Raw genomic sequence first — 21423 nt, forward strand, 5'->3', positions numbered from 1 at the left:
AGCTCCCTCGCCACAGGTGATGGTGGTAAATCCGTTAGAAATCCTTGCACAACCGCAGCGCGTCGTAGATCGCCGCGTGGGTGTTGCGCTGGGCTACGCAGTCACCGATGCGGAACAGCAAGTAGCCGTCGCCCGCCTGGCTCAGCGAAGGTTGTGGCTTGATCGCGAACAGGGCTTCAATGTCCATCTGGCCTTTGTTGCGCGAGCCTTCCTTCAGTGCGTAGTAGATTTCTTCGTCCGGACGCACGCCGTTCTCGACGACAACCTGGTCCACTACCCGCTCCTCTTTGGCGCCGGTGTATTCGTTTTCCAGCACCGCCACCAGCTTGTCGCCTTCGCGGTAGACCTTTTCCAGCATCATGTCGCCGGTCATGATCACTTCTTTCGGGTACATGCTGCGGTAGTAAGTCGGGAACGACGTACCGCCGATGGCCACGCCCGGCTTGATGTCGTCAGTGACGATCTCGACCTGGCTGCCCTTGTCGGCAAGGAAGTCGGCAACCGACATCCCGGTGAACTCGCAAATGGTGTCGTAGACCAGCACGTTCTTGCCCGGCGCAACCTTGCCGTCGAGCACGTCCCAACTGCTGACCACCAGGCCTTCAGCCGCGCCCCAGTGCTCGTTCTGCTCCAGGAATGGATGGCCGCCAACGGCGAGCACCACTACATCCGGACGCAGGTCGAGAATGGTCGCCGCATCCGCCGCCACGCCCAGGCGCAGGTCGACTTTCAAACGCGCCAGTTCCAGCTGGAACCAACGGGTGATACCGGCGATCTGGTCCCGTTGCGGGGCTTTCGAGGCGGTGGTGATCTGCCCGCCGATGAATTCTTTCTTCTCGAACAGGGTCACGTCGTGGCCACGTTCGGCGGCTACACGAGCGGCTTCCATCCCCGCAGGGCCGGCACCGACCACCACGACTTTGCGTTTCGGCCCGGTGGATTTCTCGATGATGTGCGGCACGCCCATGTATTCACGGGAGGTCGCGGCGTTCTGGATGCACAAGACGTCCAGACCCTGGTACTGACGGTCGATGCAGTAGTTGGCACCCACGCACTGTTTGATCTGGTCGACCTGGCCCATCTTGATCTTGGCGATCAGGTGCGGGTCGGCGATGTGAGCGCGAGTCATGCCGACCATGTCGACGTAACCGCCTTCCAGAATACGGGTTGCCTGGTTCGGGTCCTTGATGTTCTGCGCGTGCAGCACAGGAGCCTTCACCACTTCCTTGATACCGGCGGCCAGGTGCAGGAACGGCTCCGGTGGATAACTCATGTTCGGAATAACGTTGGCCAGGGTGTTGTGAGTGTCGCAACCCGAGCCCACGACACCGATGAAGTCGATCATGCCGGTGTCGTCGTAGTACTTGGCGATCTGCTTCATGTCCTCATGGCTCAGGCCATCAGGGTGGAATTCGTCACCACAGATACGGATACCAACGCAGAAGTCCGGACCGACTTCCTTGCGCACAGCCTTGATCACTTCCAGGCCGAAACGCATGCGGTTCTCGAAGCTGCCGCCCCATTCGTCGGTACGCTTGTTGACTCGCGGGCTCCAGAACTGGTCGATCATGTGCTGGTGCACGGCAGACAGCTCGACGCCATCCAGGCCACCGGCCTTGGCACGCGCAGCGGCGCTGGCGTAGTTGCCGATCACCCGCCAGATTTCTTCCGGCTCGATGGTTTTGCAGGTCGCGCGGTGCACCGGCTCGCGGATGCCCGACGGCGACAGCAGGGTTGGCCAATGCTCACCGTCCCAGCGCGAGCGGCGACCCATGTGGGTAATCTGGATCATGATCTTGGCGCCATGCTTGTGCATGGCATCGGCCAGATTCTGGAAGTGCGGAATAATCCGGTCGTCGGCCAGGTTGACCGACTTCCACCAGCCTTGCGGGCTGTCGATGGCCACGCTGGAGGAACCGCCGCAAATCGCCAGGCCGATCCCGCCCTTGGCTTTCTCTTCGTAATACTTGACGTACCGATCGGTGGTCATGCCGCCGTCGGTGGCGTAGACCTCAGCATGCGCGGTGCTGAGCACGCGGTTGCGGATGGTCAGTTTGCCGATCTGGATCGGCTGGAACATTGCTTCGAAAGCCATGGCGGGTTCCTCGACTTACAACGGCTTGACGGTGAACAAACCGTCGTCGTGGCCTTCTTCGGAGCCACCGTAAACTTGTTCGGCGACGGTGCGGATCTTGCTGCCGCGAGCGGCCAGGATCTGGTCCATGGCGCCGGCGAACCAGCCAGTGAACATGTAGTCGACCTTGCGTCCGACCTTGCCGTACACGTAGACGAATGCGGAGTGTTCGAGCTTGACGCTGGCGGTGCCTTTGTCGAGGTCGATGTCCTGGATCTTGAACAGGCCCCAACCGCGCTGCGACAGGCGCTTCATGTAGTGCTCGAACACCGCGACGCCTTCCAGGCCGTGGCATTCGGCTTCTTTTTCACACCAGTGCCAGGCGGACTTGTAGCCGGCCTTGTAGAGGATTTCGGCGTAGGCGTCGGCGCCCAGCACTTCCTCGATGCCCATGTGGTTGTTGACGAAGAAGTGACGCGGCACATACAGCATCGGCAGGGCATCAGAGGTCCAGATACCGGTTTCGCTGTCGACTTCGATTGGCAATTGCGGGGCGATCTTGGCCATGGAAACTTAACTCCAGAAAATTTGTTGTATTGCCCCCGGCACGGACGGCCGGGGGAAAGGATTCTTCAGGTGCGGCGGCTTATTCGCCCCAAACGTCTTTCAAAACGTTGACCCAGTTTTCGCCCATGATCTTGCGCACCACGCGCTCGGAATGGCCGCGCTTGAGCAGGGTTTCGGTCAGGTTCGGGAACTCGCCCACGGTGCGGATGCCCAGCGGGTTGATGATCTTGCCGAAGCTGGTCAGACGGCGGGCGTAGCCCTTGTCATGGGTCAGGTATTCGAAGAAGTCCTGGCCATGGCCCTGGGTGAAGTCGGTGCCGATGCCGATGGCGTCTTCGCCGACGATGTTCATGGTGTACTCGATGGCTTCGGCGTAATCGTCGATGGTCGAATCGATACCCTTGGCCAGGAACGGCGCGAACATGGTCACGCCGACGAAACCGCCGTGATCGGCGATGAACTTCAGTTCTTCATCGGACTTGTTGCGCGGGTGCACTTTCAGGCCCGACGGCAGGCAATGGGAGTAGCAGACCGGCTTCTTGGATTCGAGGATGACTTCTTCGGAGGTCTTCGAGCCGACGTGGGACAGGTCGCACATGACACCGACGCGGTTCATCTCGGCAACGATTTCACGACCGAAACCCGACAGGCCGCCATCGCGTTCATAGCAACCGGTACCGACCAGGTTCTGGGTGTTGTAGCACATCTGCACAATACCGACGCCCAGTTGCTTGAAGACTTCGACATAGCCGATCTGGTCTTCGAAGGCGTGAGCGTTCTGGAAGCCGAACAGGATGCCGGTCTTGCCCTGCTCCTTGGCTTTGCGGATGTCGGCGGTGGTACGCACCGGGATCACCAGGTCGCTGTTCTCGCGAATCAGCTTCTGGCTGGCAGCGATGTTGTTGACGGTGGCCTGGAAGCCCTCCCACACCGACACGGTGCAGTTGGCCGCGGTCAGACCGCCCTTGCGCATGTCTTCGAACAGCTCACGGTTCCACTTGGCAATAATCAGGCCGTCGATAACGATGCTGTCGGCGTGTAATTCGGCTGGGCTCATCAGGCAGTCCCCTATTAGCGATTCATGCGCCGAATCGTGTGCCGGCGCTTTGGGGCCAGCATATGCCTGAGGGACGGTGCAGCCGGGTGCAAAAACGACAGGGGAATTGCCGAAAGCGTCAATCCGCGACAAAGGGTCGCCAACCGACGTGATTGCCTACCTGTTCAAGCCCGTTCGCATGGGCCAGAATTCGTCGCATCACCAAATGTTTCACTGAATTAAGGGCGGCGACGCAATGAAATCCATCTTCCTGGCTTTGGCACTGATAGCGACCGGCGTACAGGCGGCCGAAGAGGCCGACGACAACCCCTGCGACGCCGTCGCAAACGAAGTCCAGACCCTGGAGTGCTCGGCTTACAGCAGAAACACCGCCGAACAGCTGCTGAGCGACAACTACCAAAACCTGAGCGAACGCATGCAAACGCGCTACGGCAGTAACAAGGCGCAACTGGCCGACATCACCGCCAAAATCAAGACCGCGCAACAGCAGTGGCTGAAAACCCGGGATGCCGATTGCGCGGTGGAAGCGTTTCCGGCGACGAGCGGCAGCAAGGCATTCAATATTGCGCAAAACGATTGCGTGGCGCGGATGAGTGACGAGCGGTCGGAGTTTTTGGAGTCGATTGGGCAGGAGTGATCCTGAATCGTCCGTCGAAAGCTGGTAGCCCTACCAGCTTTTACCCCCCAATAAAGACCTTTCCCACAAGCCTCACTGAGCAAGACTACAACTCCCCGCCGAGCAAGGCTTAACACAGCTTTTTCGAGCAACATGCTGACAAATTTCATTTGTTGGCCACCTGAAAAATATAAGTAAAGATTCGCAAATCTTATAAAAGACTTATATTCTTCCATGAACAGCATTCACTGGACTCGAAAGGCCGTTAAGCAGCTCTTGAAATTGCATTCCGTTCATCAGATCCAGGTTAGGGATGCCATCACGGCGCTAACTGACATGCCTGACGTAGGCAACGTCAAAGCACTGGTTGGCCATGACTATGCCTATCGACTGCGAGTCGGTAGTTATCGGATCATGTTCGACTGGGATGGCGCGATCAAAGTGGTCAGTATCCAAGAGGTCAAAAAACGCGATGAACGCACCTACTGACATTCAAATTATCAATGATGCGGAGGGAAAACCGGCATTCGTGGTCATTCCGTACGCACAGTATGTGGCACAAAAGATCGAGCCCGATCTGATCCCCCATGAAGTGGTCAGTCGCATCGTCGACGGCGCGACACCGATTCGCGCCTGGCGTGAACACCTGAACCTTACGCAGGATGAAGTGGCCAAACGTATGGGCATCTCCCAACCAGCCTTTGCCCAGCAGGAAACTGTCGCCAAGCCCCGCAAGGCCACGCGTGAGAAAATCGCCGCGGCTTTTGGCATCACCGCCAATCAACTAGAGCTGTAAGCTGAACGCCAGCATCAGGAAAAGGGATTCAAATGAAAATCTGCGGTATCGAAATCAAAGGCAGCGAAGCAATCCTTGCCGTGGCCTCCCTCGACGATCAGGGGCTGACCCACGTCGCGCTGGCCACCAAGAAAATCGCCCTCGACGATGACGACGAAGCCGCCAACGTCAAAGTCTTTGCCGCTCAGGCCGCATCGTTTATTCGTGAGAATTCAATCGACCGGATCGCGATCAAGAAGCGCAGCAAGAAAGGCGAGTTCGCCGGCGGGCCGACCACGTTCAAGATCGAAGGGGTTTTCCAGTTGCTGGAAAATTGCGAGGTGACGCTGCTGTCGCCGCAGACGATCAATGCGCAGAACAAGAAGTTCGACTTTGAACTGCCGGCCACGCTGAACAAGTATCAGCATGAGGCTTACAAAGCGGCCTGCTCGGCACTGATGAAGAAGTAAAAACGACACATCTCCTGTAGGAGCGAGGCTTGCCCGCGAAGGCGTCGTGTCAGACAACAATGATTTCGAATGTGCCGGCCTCTTCGCGGGCAAGCCTCGCTCCTACAGGAGGTCGGTATCAGGCCTTCTGGCTTTGCCGGCGATCCTCCCGCGGGCACCGCTCAAACCTCGCCCGATAACTGCGGGTGAAATACGACGGCGATTCAAACCCGCAGGCGATACTCACCTCCAACACACTCATGTCCGTCTGGCGCAGCAGCTGCCGCGCCTTCTCCAGCCGCAGGCGCAAGTAGAAATTGCTCGGTGTGTCGTTCAGGTGCAGGCGAAACAAGCGCTCTAGTTGACGTCGGGTCACTTTGATCGATTCCGCCAGCTCCAAAGTGCTGAGCGGCGGTTCGCTGTGCTGTTCCATCTCCCCAATGACATGCACCAGTTTCTTGTTGCTGATGCCATATCGCGTGGCGACTTCCATGCGTTGGTGGTCTTTGCGCGGGCGGATGCGCCCGAGTACGAATTGTTCGCTGACCTGAATCGCCAGTTGCGGCCCGTGGGCCTGGGCGATGAGGTCGAGCATCAGGTCGATGGACGCGGTGCCGCCCGCCGAGGTGATGCGCCGGCGATCGATCTCGAACAGCTCCTGGGTGACGCTCAGCTGTGGATAGGATTCCTTGAAGGCGTCGATGGCTTCCCAGTGCAGAGTCAGGCGGTGACCGTCGAGAAGGCCGGCTTCGGCGAGGATGAAGCTGCCGGTGTCGATGGCGCCTAGCGTCACGCCTTCGTTGTCCAGACGACGTAACCAGTGTTCCAGGGCCGGGGTGGCGAACTTCAGCGGTTCGAAACCGGCGACTACCAACAAGGTTGCGCCTTTCTTCAGCGGCTCCAGCGCCGCATCGGCGTTGACCGACATGCCATTACTGGCCAGAACCGCCCCGCCATCGGCGCTCAACACATGCCAGCGGTACAACTCGCCGCGAAAGCGATTGGCGACCCGCAGCGGCTCGATTGCCGAGATAAAACCGATCGCCGAAAAACCCGGCATCAACAAGAAGTAGAAATCCTGGGACATGGAGCGCACTCGACTGGCAGGTAACGAGAGGGCGGGAAGCGTGTGGACGTTGATACGCCACTTGCCGGTGGCATTCAAGTGCGCAGGTCGCCGCAGTGCAAGAGCTGGTCGCCGCAGTGCGTTTTCACGGGGGCTTTGCTGCGTAACTTGGGCATCACCGGCGCATCAGACACCGGAACCCACAATAAACGACCTGCCGAGGAACCCCGACATGAAACGACTGATCAGCAGCTGTGTTCTTGCACTCAGCGGTACTGCTTTCTTGAGCGCCAGTGTCATGGCAGCCGAACCCGCGTCGTGCCAGAACGTGCGCATGGGCGTAGTGAACTGGACCGACGTGATCGCCACCAGCGCCATGACCCAGGTCCTGCTCGACGGCCTCGGCTACAGCACCAAACAAACCAGCGCCTCCCAGCAAATCGTCTTTGCCGGCATTCGCGACCAGCGCCTGGATTTGTTCCTGGGCTACTGGAACCCGCTGATGACGCAGACCATCACGCCGTTTGTCGATGCCAAGCAGGTCAAAGTGCTTGAAGCGCCAAGCCTCAAGGACGCCCGCGCCACCCTCGCAGTACCGACTTACCTTGCCGACAAGGGCCTGAAAACCTTCGCCGACATCGCCAAGTTTGAAAAAGAACTGGGCGGCAAGATTTACGGCATCGAACCTGGCTCGGGCGCCAACACCCAGATCAAGGCGATGATCGCCAAGAACCAGTTCGGCCTCGGCAAGTTCCAACTGGTCGAGTCCAGCGAAGCCGGCATGCTGGCGGCAGTGGATCGTGCGGTACGCCGCAAGGAAGCCGTGGTGTTCTTCGGCTGGGCGCCGCACCCGATGAACGTCAACGTGAAGATGACCTACCTCACCGGCAGCGACGACGCCCTCGGCCCGAACGAAGGCATGGCCACGGTCTGGACCGTCACTTCGCCGAGCTACGCGCAGCAATGCCCGAACGTCGGTCGCCTGCTGAGCAACCTGACGTTCACCGCCGAAGACGAGAGCCGGATGATGCAGCCGCTGCTGGATCACAAGGACGCTTTCGAATCGGCCAAACAGTGGCTCAAGGATCACCCGCAAGACAAGCAACGCTGGCTCGAAGGCGTGACCACTTTCGATGGCAAGCCGGCCGCTGAAAACCTGAAGCTGACCAGCAAATAGAACCGAAATGAACCACCGATTCGCAGCCCGATGCGGGCTGCGAGCGGGATCGCCACGCCCAAGCTCCGCCAAAAACTCAAGCCTGAAGGAAACCGCCTCATGAACCACGACGTCATCATCACCTGCGCACTCACCGGTGCTGGCGACACGACCGCCAAGAGCCCACACGTGCCGGTCACCCCGAAACAAATCGCTGCAGCCGCCGTGGAAGCCGCCAAGGCGGGCGCTACCGTGGTCCACTGCCACGTTCGCGACCCACAAACCGGCAAGTTCAGCCGTGACGTGGCGCTGTACCGCGAAGTGATGGAGCGCATCCGCGAGGCGGACGTCGACATCATCGTCAACCTCACTGCCGGCATGGGCGGCGATCTGGAAATCGGCGCGGGCGAGAACCCGATGGAATTCGGCCCGAACACCGATCTGGTCGGCCCACTGACCCGTCTGGCCCACGTTGAAGAATTGCTGCCGGAAATCTGCACCCTGGATTGCGGCACCCTGAACTTCGGCGACGGCGACACCATTTACGTGTCCACCCCTGCCCAGCTGCGTGCTGGCGCCAAACGCATTCAAGAGCTGGGCGTTAAGCCTGAGCTGGAAATTTTCGACACCGGTCACCTGTGGTTCGCCAAGCAGATGATCAAGGAAGGTCTGCTGGATAACCCGTTGTTCCAGCTGTGCCTGGGCATCCCATGGGGCGCGCCGGCTGATACCACCACCATGAAAGCCATGGTCGACAACCTGCCGGCCGACGCGGTCTGGGCCGCGTTCGGCATCGGTCGCATGCAGATGCCAATGGCCGCACAGGCCGTGCTGCTCGGTGGCAACGTGCGGGTCGGTCTGGAAGACAACCTGTGGCTGGACAAGGGCGTACTGGCGACCAACGGCCAACTGGTCGAACGCGCCTCGGAAATCCTCAGCCGCCTCGGCGCCCGCGTTCTGACCCCGGCAGAAGGCCGCAAGAAAATGGGCCTGACCAAGCGCGGCTGACCCCAAATCACCCTTTCCCCCTGTGGGAGCGAGTTTGTGTGGCGAGGGGGCTTGTCGGACCGCCGCACCGCCCCGTTCGGCTGCGAAGCAGTCGTAAAACATTGCATGCAGTGTGGCTGATGCACCGCGGCAACAGGTTTTGGGGCCGCTTCGCGACCCAACGGGGGCAAGCCCCCTCGCCACACAGGCTCGCTCCCACATTTTTTTTGAACCCAATTCAGGAAGTCGCCATGAGCTTTATCACTGATATCAAAACCTTCGCAGCACTGGGCAGCGGTGTCATCGGCAGCGGCTGGGTGTCCCGCGCCCTCGCCCACGGCCTCGATGTGGTGGCCTGGGATCCGGCGCCCGGTGCCGAAGCGGCGCTGCGCAAACGCGTCGCCAATGCCTGGGGCGCGCTGGAGAAACAAGGCCTGGCACCCGGCGCATCGCAGGATCGGCTGCGCTTTGTCGCCACCATCGAGGAATGTGTTCGCGACGCGGATTTCATTCAGGAAAGCGCCCCCGAGCGTCTGGACCTGAAACTGGAACTGCACAGCAAAATCAGCGCGGCGGCCAAGCCCAATGCATTGATCGGTTCCAGCACCTCGGGACTGTTGCCGAGCGAGTTTTACGAGAGTTCGACGCACCCGGAACGCTGCGTGGTCGGGCACCCGTTCAACCCGGTTTATCTGCTGCCATTGGTGGAAGTGGTCGGCGGCAAGAACACCGCGCCAGAAGCGGTGCAAGCGGCGATGAAAGTCTATGAATCCCTGGGGATGCGCCCGCTGCATGTGCGCAAGGAAGTACCGGGATTTATCGCCGACCGTTTGCTCGAAGCCTTGTGGCGTGAGGCGCTGCACCTGGTCAACGACGGCGTGGCGACCACCGGTGAAATCGACGATGCGATTCGTTTTGGCGCAGGCCTGCGCTGGTCGTTCATGGGCACCTTCCTGACCTACACCCTGGCCGGTGGCGATGCCGGGATGCGGCACTTCATGGCGCAGTTCGGGCCAGCGTTGCAGTTGCCGTGGACGTACCTGCCGGCACCGGAGCTGACCGACAAGTTGATTGACGATGTGGTGGATGGCACCAGCGATCAGTTGGGCAAACACAGCATCTCGGCACTGGAACGCTATCGTGACGATTGCTTGCTGGCGGTGCTGGAGGCGGTGAAAACCACCAAAGAGAAGCATGGGATGGCCTTCAGCGAATAAACACACACCCTGTGGCGAGGGAGCTTGCTCCCGCTCGGCCGCGAAGCGGTCGTAAAACCAGCAAACGCGATTCGACTGATACCTCGCATCCACCGGTTTTGGGACTGCTTCGCAGTCCAGCGGGAGCAAGCTCCCTCGCCACACATGTGTACACCAGCGATTATCTGTGGAGTTCCACCATGCCCACCCTCACCACCTACCAAACCAGAATCATCCCCGACTGGGTCGACTACAACGGCCATCTGCGCGATGCCTTCTACCTGCTGATTTTCAGCTACGCCACTGACGCGTTGATGGATCGGCTAGGTATGGACAGCAACAACCGCGAGGCCAGCGGCCACTCGCTGTTTACCCTCGAATTGCACCTCAATTACCTGCACGAAGTGAAACTCGATGCAGACGTCGAAGTGCATACGCAGATCATCGGCCACGACCGCAAGCGCCTGCACCTCTACCACAGCCTGCATCTGGTGGGCGGTGACAAGGAGCTGGCGGGAAATGAACAAATGCTGCTGCACGTCGACCTCGCCGGGCCGCGATCCGCACCGTTCAGCGAAGAAACCTTGAGCAAGCTGCAGGCCATTGTCGCCGAACAGGCCGACTTGCCCGCACCCGCCTGGATCGGCCGAGTGATCGCATTACCCCCAGAGAAATAACAAGGAGCCCAACCATGAACACCGCCGCCGCTTTTGCCGATTTCCGCACCTATCCGTTGATCAGCGCGTTGACCGCCGTGCACACCCTGGCGGACCGAATTCAAGTGAAGTGGGCGGACGGTCGGGTCAGCCCTTTTCATCATCAATGGCTGCGGGACAACTGCCCGTGCCCACTGTGCGTCTACACGGTGACCCGTGAGCAAGTGCTGGAAATCGTCGATGTCGCAGAGCACCTGATGCCTGAAAACGCCACGGTCGATGCCGAAGGTTGTCTGTGCGTCGATTGGCAGGACGGTCACCTCAGCCGCTTCGATCCGGGCTGGCTGCGGGCCCATGCCTATGACGATGAATCTCGCGCCGAACGCCAGGCCGGAAAACCGAAAGCCAGGCTTTGGCACAGCGATTTGCAGCTGCCGGTATTCGAATACCAGGCCCTGATGGAGAACAACGACGCCTTGTTGCAATGGCTGCTGGCCGTGCGCGATATCGGCCTGACTCAAGTGCGCGGCGTCCCCACCGAGCCGGGCTCGCTGAAGCTGATCGCCCAGCGGATTTCGTTCATCCGCGAGAGCAATTTCGGCGTGCTGTTCAACGTGCAATCCAAGGCCGATGCCGACAGCAATGCCTATACCGCCTTCAACCTGCCACTGCACAGCGATTTGCCGACCCGGGAGTTGCAACCGGGGCTGCAATTTCTGCATTGCCTGGTGAATGACGCCGACGGTGGCGAAAGTATTTTCGTCGACGGTTTTGCCATCGCCCAAGCCTTGCGTCAGGAAGATCCAGAGGCGTTTCAAGCCTTGTGTGAAATCCCCGTGGAGTTCCGCAACAAGGACCGCCACAGCGACTACCGCTGCCTGGCGCCGATCATCGCGCTGGATGCGTTCGGGCAAGTGTCGGAAATCCGCATGGCGAACTTTCTGCGTGGGCCATTCGATGCTTCAGTGGAGCAGATGCCCAGGCTGTATCGCGCTTACCGGCGTTTCATTGCGATGACCCGCGAGGCGCGTTTCCGGGTGATGACACGGCTCAACCCCGGCGAGTTGTGGTGCTTCGACAACCGCCGCACCCTTCACGCCCGCAACGCCTTCGACCCCGCCACCGGTGCACGGCATTTCCAGGGTTGTTATGTCGACCGGGATGAATTGCTGTCGCGCATTCTCGTTTTGCAACGCTAGACCGCGTCATCGTTCATCGCGGGCAAGCCACGCTCCCACAGGTTACTCACGACCCCTGTGGGAGCGTGGCTTGTCGGATCGCCGCACCGCCGCGATGGCGTCCGCACAAACAACACAAATTCTGGATTCGCAGGCAAAAAAAACCCCGATCAAGCCGTGACAAGATCGGAGCTGAGGAGGGTACTGTTGAGGAGCTGATGCGCGAGGGTGACCAAACCTTCGTGAAGCCAGCTGAGTCCAGTGTGCCTACTCCCCTCTTTTGCAAGTTAGCCGAAAGCGACCTGTTCATAGGTATTGCGGCCATTGCGACAAATCGTCCTTGCCGACACCCACAGCCCCTACCAGAATCGAACCACGACACCGTTCCCTGAAGAAGGATTGCGTCATGATGTACGCCGATTTGATAGACCAGGAAGACCTGTTGAGCCAGCTGAAAGCGTTGGGGTTTTCAGTGCCCCCCGGCGCAACCGCCGAGCAAGCCTGCGAATGCGCAGTACGGGGCTTGAACAACGAGCGGGCAATGGAACTGCGAACCATGGTCAAGCAGATGTACACCAGCAGCGCGTCAATCCAGCCGGCCGTGCGTCAGGCCATTGACAAGCAACTGTTACCGGCATTGGCGCAATACCAACAGAGCCATAGCGCCTGATTTCCGGGGTGTGAACACTTTGTGGCGAGGGAGCTTGCTCCCGCTCGAGCGCGAAGCGGTCGCAAAACCGGTACATGTGAATGAAGAATGCATGTACCGGTTTTGGGGCTGCTCCGCAGCCCAGCGGGAGCAAGCTCCCTCGCCACTATAGTTTGCCTGGTTTAGAGCCTTACGCTGGCAAACGTCGATTCATTACGCGCCTGGCTCAACGCCGACAGCGGCCCGGACAACGGCGACAGCACCAAGGCTTGCGGCAGCGGCATCATCGCCACTTGTTGCGTGGTATTGGAGCCTACGCGCTCGTCACGCGGTGGAATGCCGAAGTATTCGCGGTAGCACTTGGAGAAGTGCGGCGTGGACACGAACCCACACACCGACGCCACTTCGATGATCGACATCGGCGTTTGCTTGAGCAGTTGCCGAGCACGGATCAGGCGCAGTTTCAGGTAGTAACGCGACGGCGAACAGTGCAGGTATTTCTGGAACAGCCGCTCCAGCTGACGACGCGAAACGGCGACATAAACCGCCAGTTCATCAAGGTCGATCGGCTCTTCGAGGTTAGCCTCCATCAGCGCCACGATTTCCTGCAGTTTCGGCTGGTTGGTGCCGAGCATGTGCTTGAGCGGCACGCGCTGGTGATCCTGCTCGTTGCGGATACGCTCGTAGACGAACATCTCCGAAATCGCGGCCGACAGTTCACGACCGTGATCACGGCTGATCAGGTGCAGCATCATGTCCAGCGGCGCAGTGCCGCCGGAGCTGGTGAACCGGTTACGGTCGAGGGTGAACAGACGGGTACTCATGGCCACACGCGGGAAAGCTTCCTGCATAGCGGCCAGACATTCCCAGTGCACGCTGCAATCGAAACCGTCCAGCAGGCCGGCGCACGCCAGGGCCCAGCTGCCGGTGCAGACCGCGCCGAGACGACGGGACTGACGCGCCTGGCTTTGCAGCCACGACACATGCTCACGGGTTACGGTGCGCTGAATGCCGATGCCGCCGCAGACAATGACGGTGTCCATGGGTGGTGCTTTGTGCATGGAGGCGTCGGGGGTGATCTGCAGGCCGTCACTGGCCCAGACCTGACCGCCATCGACGGTGAGCGTGGTCCAGCGATACAGCTCGCGGCCGGACAATTGGTTGGCCATGCGCAGGGGTTCTACTGCGGAGGCCAGAGAAATCAGCGTGAAATTGTCCAGCAGCAGAAAGCCGATGGATTGAGGCGCACGGTTCTGGGGTTGGGCCCCGGAGTTGAACGTCGTCATCGCGGTATCTCCTCACACAAAGCGGGTGATGGCCTCAGGCGGAGGCTCTTTTTATTGCCATCGTTCTCGCGTGGGAGACGGGCTTTGTAATGACAGAGCAATTGCCATGCCTAAATTGAATGCGCGTTCAATAACTCCTGAAAACGACGTCGCGATGCGTCTAGATATGGCGCGCAGAGATAAGAGGTTAAAAGTGCCATCAAAGGCCCCAAACCCGTGCCCCTGTTGCGTGTGAGCAAATCGGTAGCACTTGTGGGAACAGGTCTGCGACGCGGCGGTCAAGAGTGTCACCGCTGGCACAGGTGACGAACGGTCAGGGTTTGAATTTGATCCCCGACCGGGGAGCCGGGCTTGCCTGTTTGCGACGCGCCAAAAGGTGGCGCGTTTTAGTGCGCGTGTTCACTTGGTGCGCAGTTTTGACTGGTCTGGTGTAGCACATGAGGTCTTTGTGGAGAGCAGGCTTGCCCCCTCTCCACAGGTCAACTCGGTTTCAGCACTCCACCGCGCTAACCGCCAAGCCACCGCGCGATGTCTCTTTATATTTGTCGTGCATGTCGGCACCGGTATCACGCATGGTACGGATCACCCGGTCCAGCGAGATAAAGTGCTGGCCATCACCGCGCAGCGCCATTTGCGCGGCGTTGATCGCTTTCACCGCGGCAATCGCATTGCGCTCGATGCACGGCACCTGCACCAGCCCGCCCACCGGGTCGCAAGTCAGGCCGAGGTTGTGTTCCAGGCCGATTTCCGCCGCGTTGCACAACTGCTCCGGCGTAGCACCGAGAACCTCCGCCAACCCGGCCGCCGCCATGGCGCAAGCCGAACCGACTTCCCCCTGGCAACCGACTTCGGCACCGGAGATCGAGGCGTTCTTTTTGCACAGAATCCCTACCGCCGCGGCACTGAGGAAGTAATCGACCACATTGGCGTCGGTCACTGCCTCGCTGAATTTCATAAAGTAGTGCAACACCGCCGGAATGATCCCCGCCGCACCGTTGGTCGGTGCCGTGACCATGCGCCCGCCGGCAGCGTTTTCTTCGTTGACCGCCAACGCGAACAGGTTGACCCACTCCATCGCGCTCAAGGTCGAGCCGATCACGTTGGGCTTGTTCAGCTCTTGCAAGCTGCGGTGCAACTTGGCCGCGCGACGGCGCACATTAAGACCGCCGGGCAGGATGCCTTCGTGCTTGAGGCCTTGCTCCACACAATCCTGCATGGCGCGCCAGAGCTTCATCAGGCCGCTGCGGATTTCTTCTTCGCTGCGCCAGACTTTCTCGTTGGCCATCATCAATTCGGCCACGCGCAGGTTGTGCTTCTTGCACAGGCTGAGCAATTCGACGGCACTGGAGAAATCGTAAGGCAGCACGGTGTTATCCAGATCCACCACACCGCTGGAAGCTTGCGCCTCGTCGACGACAAAACCGCCGCCGATGGAATAGTAGGTATCGCGATGCAGCTCGCCGTGATCGCCTTCGGCGACCAGGGTCATGGCGTTCGGATGGAACGGCAGGTTCTCGTCGATCAGGCGCATGTCCCGAGCCCAGATGAACGGGACCGACAAGCGGCCGTCGAGCAATAGCGTGTGGGTTTCACGCAAGGCTTCTATACGGATGCCGATTTGCGACGGATCGATCGCGTCGGGCCACTCGCCCATCAACCCCATGATCACCGCGTTGTCGCTGCCGTGGCCGATGCCGGTGGCCGAGAGCGATCCGTATAGCTGAACTTCGATGCGACACACCTGCTCCAGAAGCCCCCGCTCGCGCAAACCTTGCACGAACAGCGCCGCGGCGCGCATAGGCCCCACGGTGTGCGAACTGGAAGGGCCGATGCCGATTTTGAACAGGTCGAAAACGCTGATAGCCATTACTGCTGAACTCCTGGATGTGCCTGCTCCAGGCGCAAAAGCGCCCAGTGACGGAGCTGCTACTCTCAAGCTGCAATCCGTCGAGATGGCCGCATCATCAGGCTTTTACCATGTCGTTCAACGTCTCACACCGACGCACTCATGCCCACTAGCGCCGCAGGTCTCTTACGCAATGTTTTCGCCGCTTTTTTGCGGATCAGCGGGGCAAATCGGGCTGAAAAAAGCTGTAAACGACGTCACCGACACTGGATGCGACCATCCCTGTACTGGTTACGACGCACCCTGTAGGCGTCAGATTTTCACTGGTACATGATCGTATCGACTCGATTGCAAGGCGCTGTGGTAGAGCTGTCTCCAAAACGCCATCCAACCGCAACAGATAAGTGCGGTGGTCCAGTCGGAACACTGCCAAAAAAAACACTTAGGAGTCGCCCCTATGAAAGGTTCCCCGTCGTTGTTGTTGGCCGCCATGCTGAGTCTGCCGTTCCTGGCTCAAGCCGCAGAGCCGGCCCAATGCAGCACCGTAAACTTCTCCGATGTCGGCTGGACGGACATTACCGCGACCACCGCGACCACCAGCGTTGTGCTCAACGCCCTCGGCTACAAGACCAAGACCACGATGATTTCCGTGCCGGTGACCTACAAGTCCCTGGCCGACGGCAAGAACATGGACGTGTTCCTGGGTAACTGGATGCCGACCATGGAAAACGACATCAAGGCCTATCGGGATGCCGGCACCGTGGAAACCGTGCGCACCAACCTCAAAGGTGCCAAATACACCCTCGCCGTACCACAAGCGCTGTACGACAAAGGGCTGCATGACTTTGCCGACATCGCCAAATTCAAGAAAGAACTCGACGGCAAGATCTACGGTATCGAACCAGGCAACGACGGCAACCGTCTGATCCAGAGCATGATCGACAAAGACGCCTTCGGTCTCAAAACCGCCGGTTTCAAAGTCGTCGAGTCCAGCGAAGCGGGCATGCTGTCGCAAGTCGACCGTGCGCAAAAACGCGACACCGCCGTGGTGTTCCTCGGCTGGGCACCGCACCCGATGAACAAACGTTTCAAGATTCAGTACTTGACCGGTGGCGATGACTTCTTCGGCCCGGATTTCGGTGCTGCCACCGTTGCGACCAACACTCGCAAGGGGTATACCCAAGAGTGCAGCAACGTCGGCCAACTGCTGAAAAACCTGGAGTTCACCGTCGACATGGAGAGTACGCTGATGGGCAACATCCTGGACGACAAGATGAAGCCTGAAGCGGCCGCCAAGGCCTGGCTGAAAAAGAACCCACAGGTGCTCGATACCTGGCTCGCTGGCGTGACCACCATTGACGGTAAACCAGGCCTGGAGGCCGTGAAAGCCAAGCTCGCGCAGTAATCGCTTACGCCGGGCAGGCTCGCCTGCCCGGGCTGTTTATTTCCTTGCATGCGGACGTTCACTACCATGCTGATTGATCAGAAAATACCCTTAGGCCAGTACATCGCGAGCTTCGTTGAATGGTTGACGCAACACGGCGCCAGCACCTTCGACGCCATCGCCGTGTCACTGGAAACGATGATCCACGGCGTGACTTTTGCGCTGACCTGGTTCAACCCGCTGGCATTGATCGGCCTCATCGCGCTACTGGCACATTTCATCCAACGCAAATGGGGCCTGACCGTTTTCGTCATCGCCTCCTTCCTGCTGATCCTCAATCTGGGGTACTGGCAGGAAACCATGGAAACCCTCGCCCAGGTGTTGTTCGCCACCCTGGTCTGCGTGGTGATCGGCGTGCCGTTGGGCATCGTCGCCGCGCACAAACCGATGTTCTACACAATGATGCGGCCGGTGCTCGATCTGATGCAGACCGTACCGACGTTCGTGTACCTCATTCCTACCCTGACCCTCTTCGGTCTGGGTGTGGTCCCGGGTCTGATCTCGACGGTGGTGTTCGCGATTGCCGCGCCCATCCGCCTGACCTACCTGGGCATCCGCGATGTTCCGGACGAACTGATGGACGCCGGCAAAGCCTTCGGCTGTTCCCGCCGTCAGTTGCTCTCGCGCATCGAACTGCCCCACGCCATGCCAAGCATCGCGGCCGGTATCACCCAGTGCATCATGCTGTCGTTGTCGATGGTGGTGATTGCGGCACTGGTGGGCGCCGACGGCCTGGGCAAACCCGTGGTCAACGCACTGAACACTGCTGATATCGCACTGGGCTTCGAAGCAGGCCTGGCGATCGTACTGCTGGCGATCATGCTCGACCGTATCTGCAAACAACCCGAAGCCAAAGTAGGGGGTGACGCATGAGCATTATTCGCTTCGAAGACGTGGACGTGATCTTCTCCAAAGATCCACGCGCGGCTCTCAAACTGCTCGACCAGGGCATGACCCGCAACGAGATTCTGAAAAAGACCGGGCAAATCGTCGGTGTCGAAAAGGCCAGCCTGGACATCGAAAAAGGTGAAATCTGTGTGCTGATGGGTTTGTCCGGCTCCGGCAAATCCAGCCTGTTGCGCTGCATCAACGGCCTCAACACCGTTAGCCGTGGCAAGTTGTTCGTCGAACACGAAGGCCGGCAGATCGACATCGCGTCCTGCACCCCGGCGGAACTGAAGATGATGCGCACCAAGCGCATCGCGATGGTGTTCCAGAAGTTCGCCCTGATGCCCTGGCTGACAGTGCGCGAGAACATCAGCTTCGGTCTGGAAATGCAGGGTCGCCCCGAGAAAGAACGCCGCAAACTGGTGGACGAGAAGCTTGAGCTGGTGGGCCTGACCCAGTGGCGCAACAAGAAACCCAATGAGCTCTCCGGCGGCATGCAGCAGCGTGTCGGCCTGGCCCGCGCGCTGGCGATGGACGCCGACATCCTGCTGATGGACGAGCCGTTCTCGGCCCTCGACCCGCTGATTCGCCAAGGCCTGCAAGACGAACTGCTGGAACTGCAAAACAAGCTGAGCAAGACCATCGTCTTCGTGAGCCACGACCTCGATGAAGCCCTGAAGCTGGGCAGCCGTATCGCGATCATGAAAGACGGCCGGATCATCCAGTACAGCGTGCCGGAAGAAATCGTCCTGAACCCTGCGGACGATTACGTGCGCACCTTCGTCGCCCACACCAATCCGCTGAACGTATTGTGTGGTCGCAGCCTGATGCGCACCCTGGACAACTGCAAACGCATCAACGGTTCGGTGTGCCTGGATCCGGGCGGCGATTCTTGGCTGGACCTGGCCGAAGGCAACACCATCAAAGGCGCACGCCAGAACGGCTCGAGCCTGGACCTGCAGAACTGGATACCGGGGCAAGCGGTTGAAGCCCTGGGTCGTCGACCAACGCTGGTGGACTCCAACATCGGTATGCGCGACGCGCTGCAGATTCGTTACCAGACCGGCAACAAGCTGGTGCTGCACGACAACAACAAAGTGGTCGGGATCCTGGGCGACAGCGAGCTGTACCACGCGCTGCTCGGCAAGAACCTGGGGTAAGCAAGACAGCAGACACGAAAACGCCGCGAGATGATCGCGGCGTTTTTGTTTGTGCAGATATTCAGCTGTAAACGCGGACTACTGTGGCGAGGGGGCTTGCCCCCGTTGGGTCGCGGAGCAACCCCACACCCCGACACCCCGACACCCCGACACCACGGTCATTCAGACTGAGCATGCTATCCGGATTTGCGACTGCTGCGCAGTCGAGCGGGAGCAAGCTCCCTCGCCACAATCGATCAGCGAAGCGCAAAAAAGGGGCTCAATTGAGCCCCTTGGCGTTCCCACGCAAAGCGCGGGAACGATCTATCACTACTCAGCTATAAACCCGGCCAAGCAGCTGCCGATGGCTTTCAAACTGATCGAGCACGTCACGGGTGATCTGATCCTGAGTGAAGCCCATCAAGTCATAGTCCTGGCTGCCGTTGTGCAGGTACACCTCAGCGCGGTAGTAACGTGCGCGCGGTTCATCGGCACTTTCGGCCGACACCGTTTCGCTCGCCGCCGCCAGATAACCGTCCAGGCTCACTTCGTAGACAAAAGGATTGCCCTCTTCCATCTCGATCCGCAGGCCCATGCAACGCTTGGCTTTGCCCAGCAACGTTTGCACGTCCAGGCCCTTGCCGCGCAGTTGAACCACGGCCTCTTCCAGCGCCGGGCTGACTTGTTTGTCCATGAAACGCTGAACAATCGACTGATTCGGCTGCAAATCCAGCTGGGTCAGACGCTCGCTGAAACCACGACGACCACGCGCCGCCAGTTCCGCTTGCTCCTGTTCGATCTGCACGTCCTGGCGCATGGCCTTGTGCAAGCCGAACATGAAGAACACCAGCACCACCGAGAACGGCAGCCCTGCCAGCACCACCATGGTTTGCATAGCTTCGAAGTTACCGGCGAACAGCAGACCGATGGTCACCAGGGTGATCACCACCGACCAGAAAATCCGCAGCCAGTGCGGCGCATCTTCGTCGACGTTGCCGCCCTTGCACGAAAGGTTGGCCATCATCACCGCGCCGGAGTCCGCCGGGGTCAGGAACAGCACGAAACCGACAAAAATCGACACGCCAATGACAACTTTCGACGCCGGGTAATGCTCAAGCAACTGGTAGATCGCCATCGATGGCTGTTCCAGCGCCGTCTTCCCGAGCTCCACCGCCCCATGGTTCATCACCAGGTCCAGGGCCGAGTTACCGAAGATCGACAGCCATGCCAGGGTGAAACCCAGCGGGATCAGCAGCACACCGGCGACCAGTTCCCGCACCGTGCGACCACGGGAAATACGCGCGATGAACATGCCGACAAATGGTGCCCAGGAAATCCACCAGGCCCAGTAGAACAGGGTCCACAGACCCAGCCAGCGGTCAGACTTCTCACTGTCGCCTTCATACACGTAGAGGTCGAAGGTCTTTAGCACCACGCCATTCAGGTAGTCACCAATGTTCTGCACAAAGCCGTTGAGCAGGTGCAGGGTCGGGCCGAACAACAGCACGAAAATCAGCAGACCGCTGAACAGCACGATGTTCAGGTTGGACAGACGACGAATGCCGTTTTCCACACCGGACACCGCTGCAATGGTCGCCACGGTGCTCATCACGATGATCACGATCAGCAAGTTGGTGTTGCTGTGCGCCATGCCGAACAGGTTTTCCAGCCCCGACGAGACTTGCAGCGAACCAATCCCCAGGTTCGTCACCAGCCCCAGCAGGGTCACGAACATGCCGAAACCGTCCACCGCATGACCGGCCGCGCCTTTGACCCAACGCTCGCCGACCAACGGATACAGCGCCGAACGCAGCGCCAGCGGCTGGTTATGACGATAAGCAAAGTACGCCACGGCCAGGCCGACCAAAGCGTAGATCGCCCAGCCATGCAGGCCCCAATGCAGGAACGTCAGCTGCACTGCCTGACGTGCGGCAAGGTTGCTGCCGGCCACGCCTTCCGGCGGGTTGAAGTAATGGTCCAGCGGCTCGGACGCACCGAAGTACAACAGCGAGATGCCGATACCCGACGAGAACAGCATCCCCGCCCAGGCGCCATAGCTGAAGTCCGGGGTATCGTCCTTGCTGCCCAGCTTGAGCTTGCCATAGGACGAAAACGCCAGGCCAACCACAAACACCAGGTAGGCGGCGATCACCACCATGTAGTACCAGCCGAAGCTGCGGGACAACCACGCCTGGGCAATGCCGAGCATTCTGCCGGCCTCTTGCGGGGCGATGATCAGAATGGCGGTCAACAACAGAATCAACGCGGTAGAGGTGTAGAACACCCAACCGTTGACCGTCACCTTCTCGGGTGGGGTCTTTATTAGAGAGGCAGAACTCATGGCACAGATGCTCCGGGCAGTGCGAGAGAAGAACACAAGGCAACGCGTTACCC

General features: G+C 59.7%; 20 protein-coding genes. 13 read left to right on the plus strand and 7 right to left on the minus strand.

Annotated elements, in window-relative coordinates:
- Nucleotides 1–34: 34 nt before the first annotated feature.
- The 3 genes from dgcA to LOY36_RS26310 form a co-directional block, all read right to left on the minus strand.
- A complete protein-coding gene (dgcA, locus tag LOY36_RS26300) occupies nucleotides 35–2095 on the minus strand; it encodes a dimethylglycine demethylation protein DgcA (RefSeq protein WP_019580673.1) in 2061 nt (686 codons plus the stop codon).
- A gap of 15 nt (nucleotides 2096–2110) precedes the next feature.
- Nucleotides 2111–2641, minus strand: a complete 531-nt coding sequence (locus tag LOY36_RS26305; RefSeq protein ID WP_052967365.1) for a DUF5943 domain-containing protein — start codon at nucleotides 2639–2641, stop codon at nucleotides 2111–2113.
- Between the two features lie 79 nt (nucleotides 2642–2720).
- Nucleotides 2721–3698 carry a dipeptidase gene (locus LOY36_RS26310; RefSeq protein WP_007907542.1) on the minus strand — a complete coding sequence of 326 codons (978 nt, stop codon included), beginning with the start codon at nucleotides 3696–3698 and terminating at the stop codon, nucleotides 2721–2723.
- A gap of 235 nt (nucleotides 3699–3933) precedes the next feature.
- Here LOY36_RS26310 and LOY36_RS26315 point away from each other — a divergent pair, with 235 nt between their 5' ends.
- The 4 genes from LOY36_RS26315 to LOY36_RS26330 all read left to right on the plus strand — a co-directional run bounded on the left by LOY36_RS26315 (nucleotide 3934) and on the right by LOY36_RS26330 (nucleotide 5559).
- Nucleotides 3934–4335 (plus strand): lysozyme inhibitor LprI family protein, encoded by a 402-nt coding sequence (locus LOY36_RS26315; RefSeq protein WP_258671396.1) that lies wholly within the window; start codon nucleotides 3934–3936, stop codon nucleotides 4333–4335.
- A 213-nt stretch (nucleotides 4336–4548) separates the two neighbouring features.
- Nucleotides 4549–4803 carry a type II toxin-antitoxin system RelE/ParE family toxin gene (locus LOY36_RS26320; protein ID WP_019650280.1) on the plus strand — a complete coding sequence of 85 codons (255 nt, stop codon included), beginning with the start codon at nucleotides 4549–4551 and terminating at the stop codon, nucleotides 4801–4803.
- The gene (locus LOY36_RS26325) at nucleotides 4787–5110 is read left to right on the plus strand and encodes a helix-turn-helix domain-containing protein (RefSeq protein ID WP_019650279.1); all 324 of its coding nucleotides are present in this window, start codon (nucleotides 4787–4789) and stop codon (nucleotides 5108–5110) included. The genes LOY36_RS26320 and LOY36_RS26325 overlap by 17 nt, the downstream gene beginning before the upstream one ends.
- A gap of 32 nt (nucleotides 5111–5142) precedes the next feature.
- Complete coding sequence (locus LOY36_RS26330; RefSeq protein ID WP_258671398.1) at nucleotides 5143–5559, plus strand: DUF3010 family protein; 417 nt, start codon at nucleotides 5143–5145, stop codon at nucleotides 5557–5559.
- Between the two features lie 118 nt (nucleotides 5560–5677).
- Here LOY36_RS26330 and LOY36_RS26335 read toward each other — a convergent pair whose 3' ends face one another.
- Nucleotides 5678–6625, minus strand: a complete 948-nt coding sequence (locus LOY36_RS26335) for a GlxA family transcriptional regulator (RefSeq protein ID WP_258671399.1) — start codon at nucleotides 6623–6625, stop codon at nucleotides 5678–5680.
- A 211-nt stretch (nucleotides 6626–6836) separates the two neighbouring features.
- Between LOY36_RS26335 and LOY36_RS26340 the strand changes: the two genes are divergently transcribed.
- From LOY36_RS26340 to LOY36_RS26365, 6 genes are all read left to right on the plus strand, one after another.
- Entirely contained in the window at nucleotides 6837–7781 is a 945-nt protein-coding gene (locus LOY36_RS26340) for a choline ABC transporter substrate-binding protein (protein ID WP_258671400.1), read from the plus strand.
- A gap of 99 nt (nucleotides 7782–7880) precedes the next feature.
- Nucleotides 7881–8768, plus strand: coding sequence for a 3-keto-5-aminohexanoate cleavage protein (locus tag LOY36_RS26345; RefSeq protein ID WP_007937987.1), 888 nt, complete (start codon nucleotides 7881–7883; stop codon nucleotides 8766–8768).
- 230 nt (nucleotides 8769–8998) lie between these two features.
- A complete protein-coding gene (locus tag LOY36_RS26350) occupies nucleotides 8999–9964 on the plus strand; it encodes an L-carnitine dehydrogenase (RefSeq protein WP_258671402.1) in 966 nt (321 codons plus the stop codon).
- A gap of 179 nt (nucleotides 9965–10143) precedes the next feature.
- Nucleotides 10144–10620, plus strand: a complete 477-nt coding sequence (locus tag LOY36_RS26355) for a thioesterase family protein (RefSeq protein WP_019650275.1) — start codon at nucleotides 10144–10146, stop codon at nucleotides 10618–10620.
- A 14-nt stretch (nucleotides 10621–10634) separates the two neighbouring features.
- A complete protein-coding gene (locus LOY36_RS26360; RefSeq protein ID WP_258671404.1) occupies nucleotides 10635–11798 on the plus strand; it encodes a gamma-butyrobetaine dioxygenase in 1164 nt (387 codons plus the stop codon).
- Between the two features lie 385 nt (nucleotides 11799–12183).
- Nucleotides 12184–12447, plus strand: a complete 264-nt coding sequence (locus tag LOY36_RS26365) for a hypothetical protein (RefSeq protein ID WP_019580667.1) — start codon at nucleotides 12184–12186, stop codon at nucleotides 12445–12447.
- Between the two features lie 161 nt (nucleotides 12448–12608).
- On the opposite strand, the gene LOY36_RS26370 is transcribed toward LOY36_RS26365, so the two are convergent.
- Both LOY36_RS26370 and LOY36_RS26375 read right to left on the minus strand, forming a co-directional pair.
- Nucleotides 12609–13712, minus strand: a complete 1104-nt coding sequence (locus tag LOY36_RS26370) for a GlxA family transcriptional regulator (RefSeq protein ID WP_007975492.1) — start codon at nucleotides 13710–13712, stop codon at nucleotides 12609–12611.
- A 490-nt stretch (nucleotides 13713–14202) separates the two neighbouring features.
- The gene (locus tag LOY36_RS26375) at nucleotides 14203–15579 is read right to left on the minus strand and encodes an L-serine ammonia-lyase (RefSeq protein WP_018928774.1); all 1377 of its coding nucleotides are present in this window, start codon (nucleotides 15577–15579) and stop codon (nucleotides 14203–14205) included.
- Nucleotides 15580–16015: 436 nt separating this feature from the next.
- Between LOY36_RS26375 and LOY36_RS26380 the strand changes: the two genes are divergently transcribed.
- The 3 genes from LOY36_RS26380 to choV all read left to right on the plus strand — a co-directional run bounded on the left by LOY36_RS26380 (nucleotide 16016) and on the right by choV (nucleotide 19050).
- Entirely contained in the window at nucleotides 16016–16963 is a 948-nt protein-coding gene (locus LOY36_RS26380) for a choline ABC transporter substrate-binding protein (RefSeq protein WP_018928773.1), read from the plus strand.
- A 66-nt stretch (nucleotides 16964–17029) separates the two neighbouring features.
- On the plus strand, nucleotides 17030–17875 hold the full coding sequence (gene choW / locus LOY36_RS26385; RefSeq protein ID WP_007937964.1) for a choline ABC transporter permease subunit: 846 nt from the start codon (nucleotides 17030–17032) through the stop codon (nucleotides 17873–17875).
- On the plus strand, nucleotides 17872–19050 hold the full coding sequence (gene choV, locus LOY36_RS26390) for a choline ABC transporter ATP-binding protein (protein WP_007937962.1): 1179 nt from the start codon (nucleotides 17872–17874) through the stop codon (nucleotides 19048–19050). Before choW ends, choV begins: the two co-directional genes overlap by 4 nt.
- A 313-nt stretch (nucleotides 19051–19363) precedes the next feature.
- Here the strand turns inward: choV and LOY36_RS26395 are convergent, their stop codons facing one another.
- The gene (locus LOY36_RS26395; RefSeq protein ID WP_230175556.1) at nucleotides 19364–21313 is read right to left on the minus strand and encodes a BCCT family transporter; all 1950 of its coding nucleotides are present in this window, start codon (nucleotides 21311–21313) and stop codon (nucleotides 19364–19366) included.
- Nucleotides 21314–21423 lie beyond the last annotated feature (110 nt).

Source organism: Pseudomonas sp. B21-019, from assembly GCF_024749225.1.
GTDB lineage: Bacteria > Pseudomonadota > Gammaproteobacteria > Pseudomonadales > Pseudomonadaceae > Aquipseudomonas.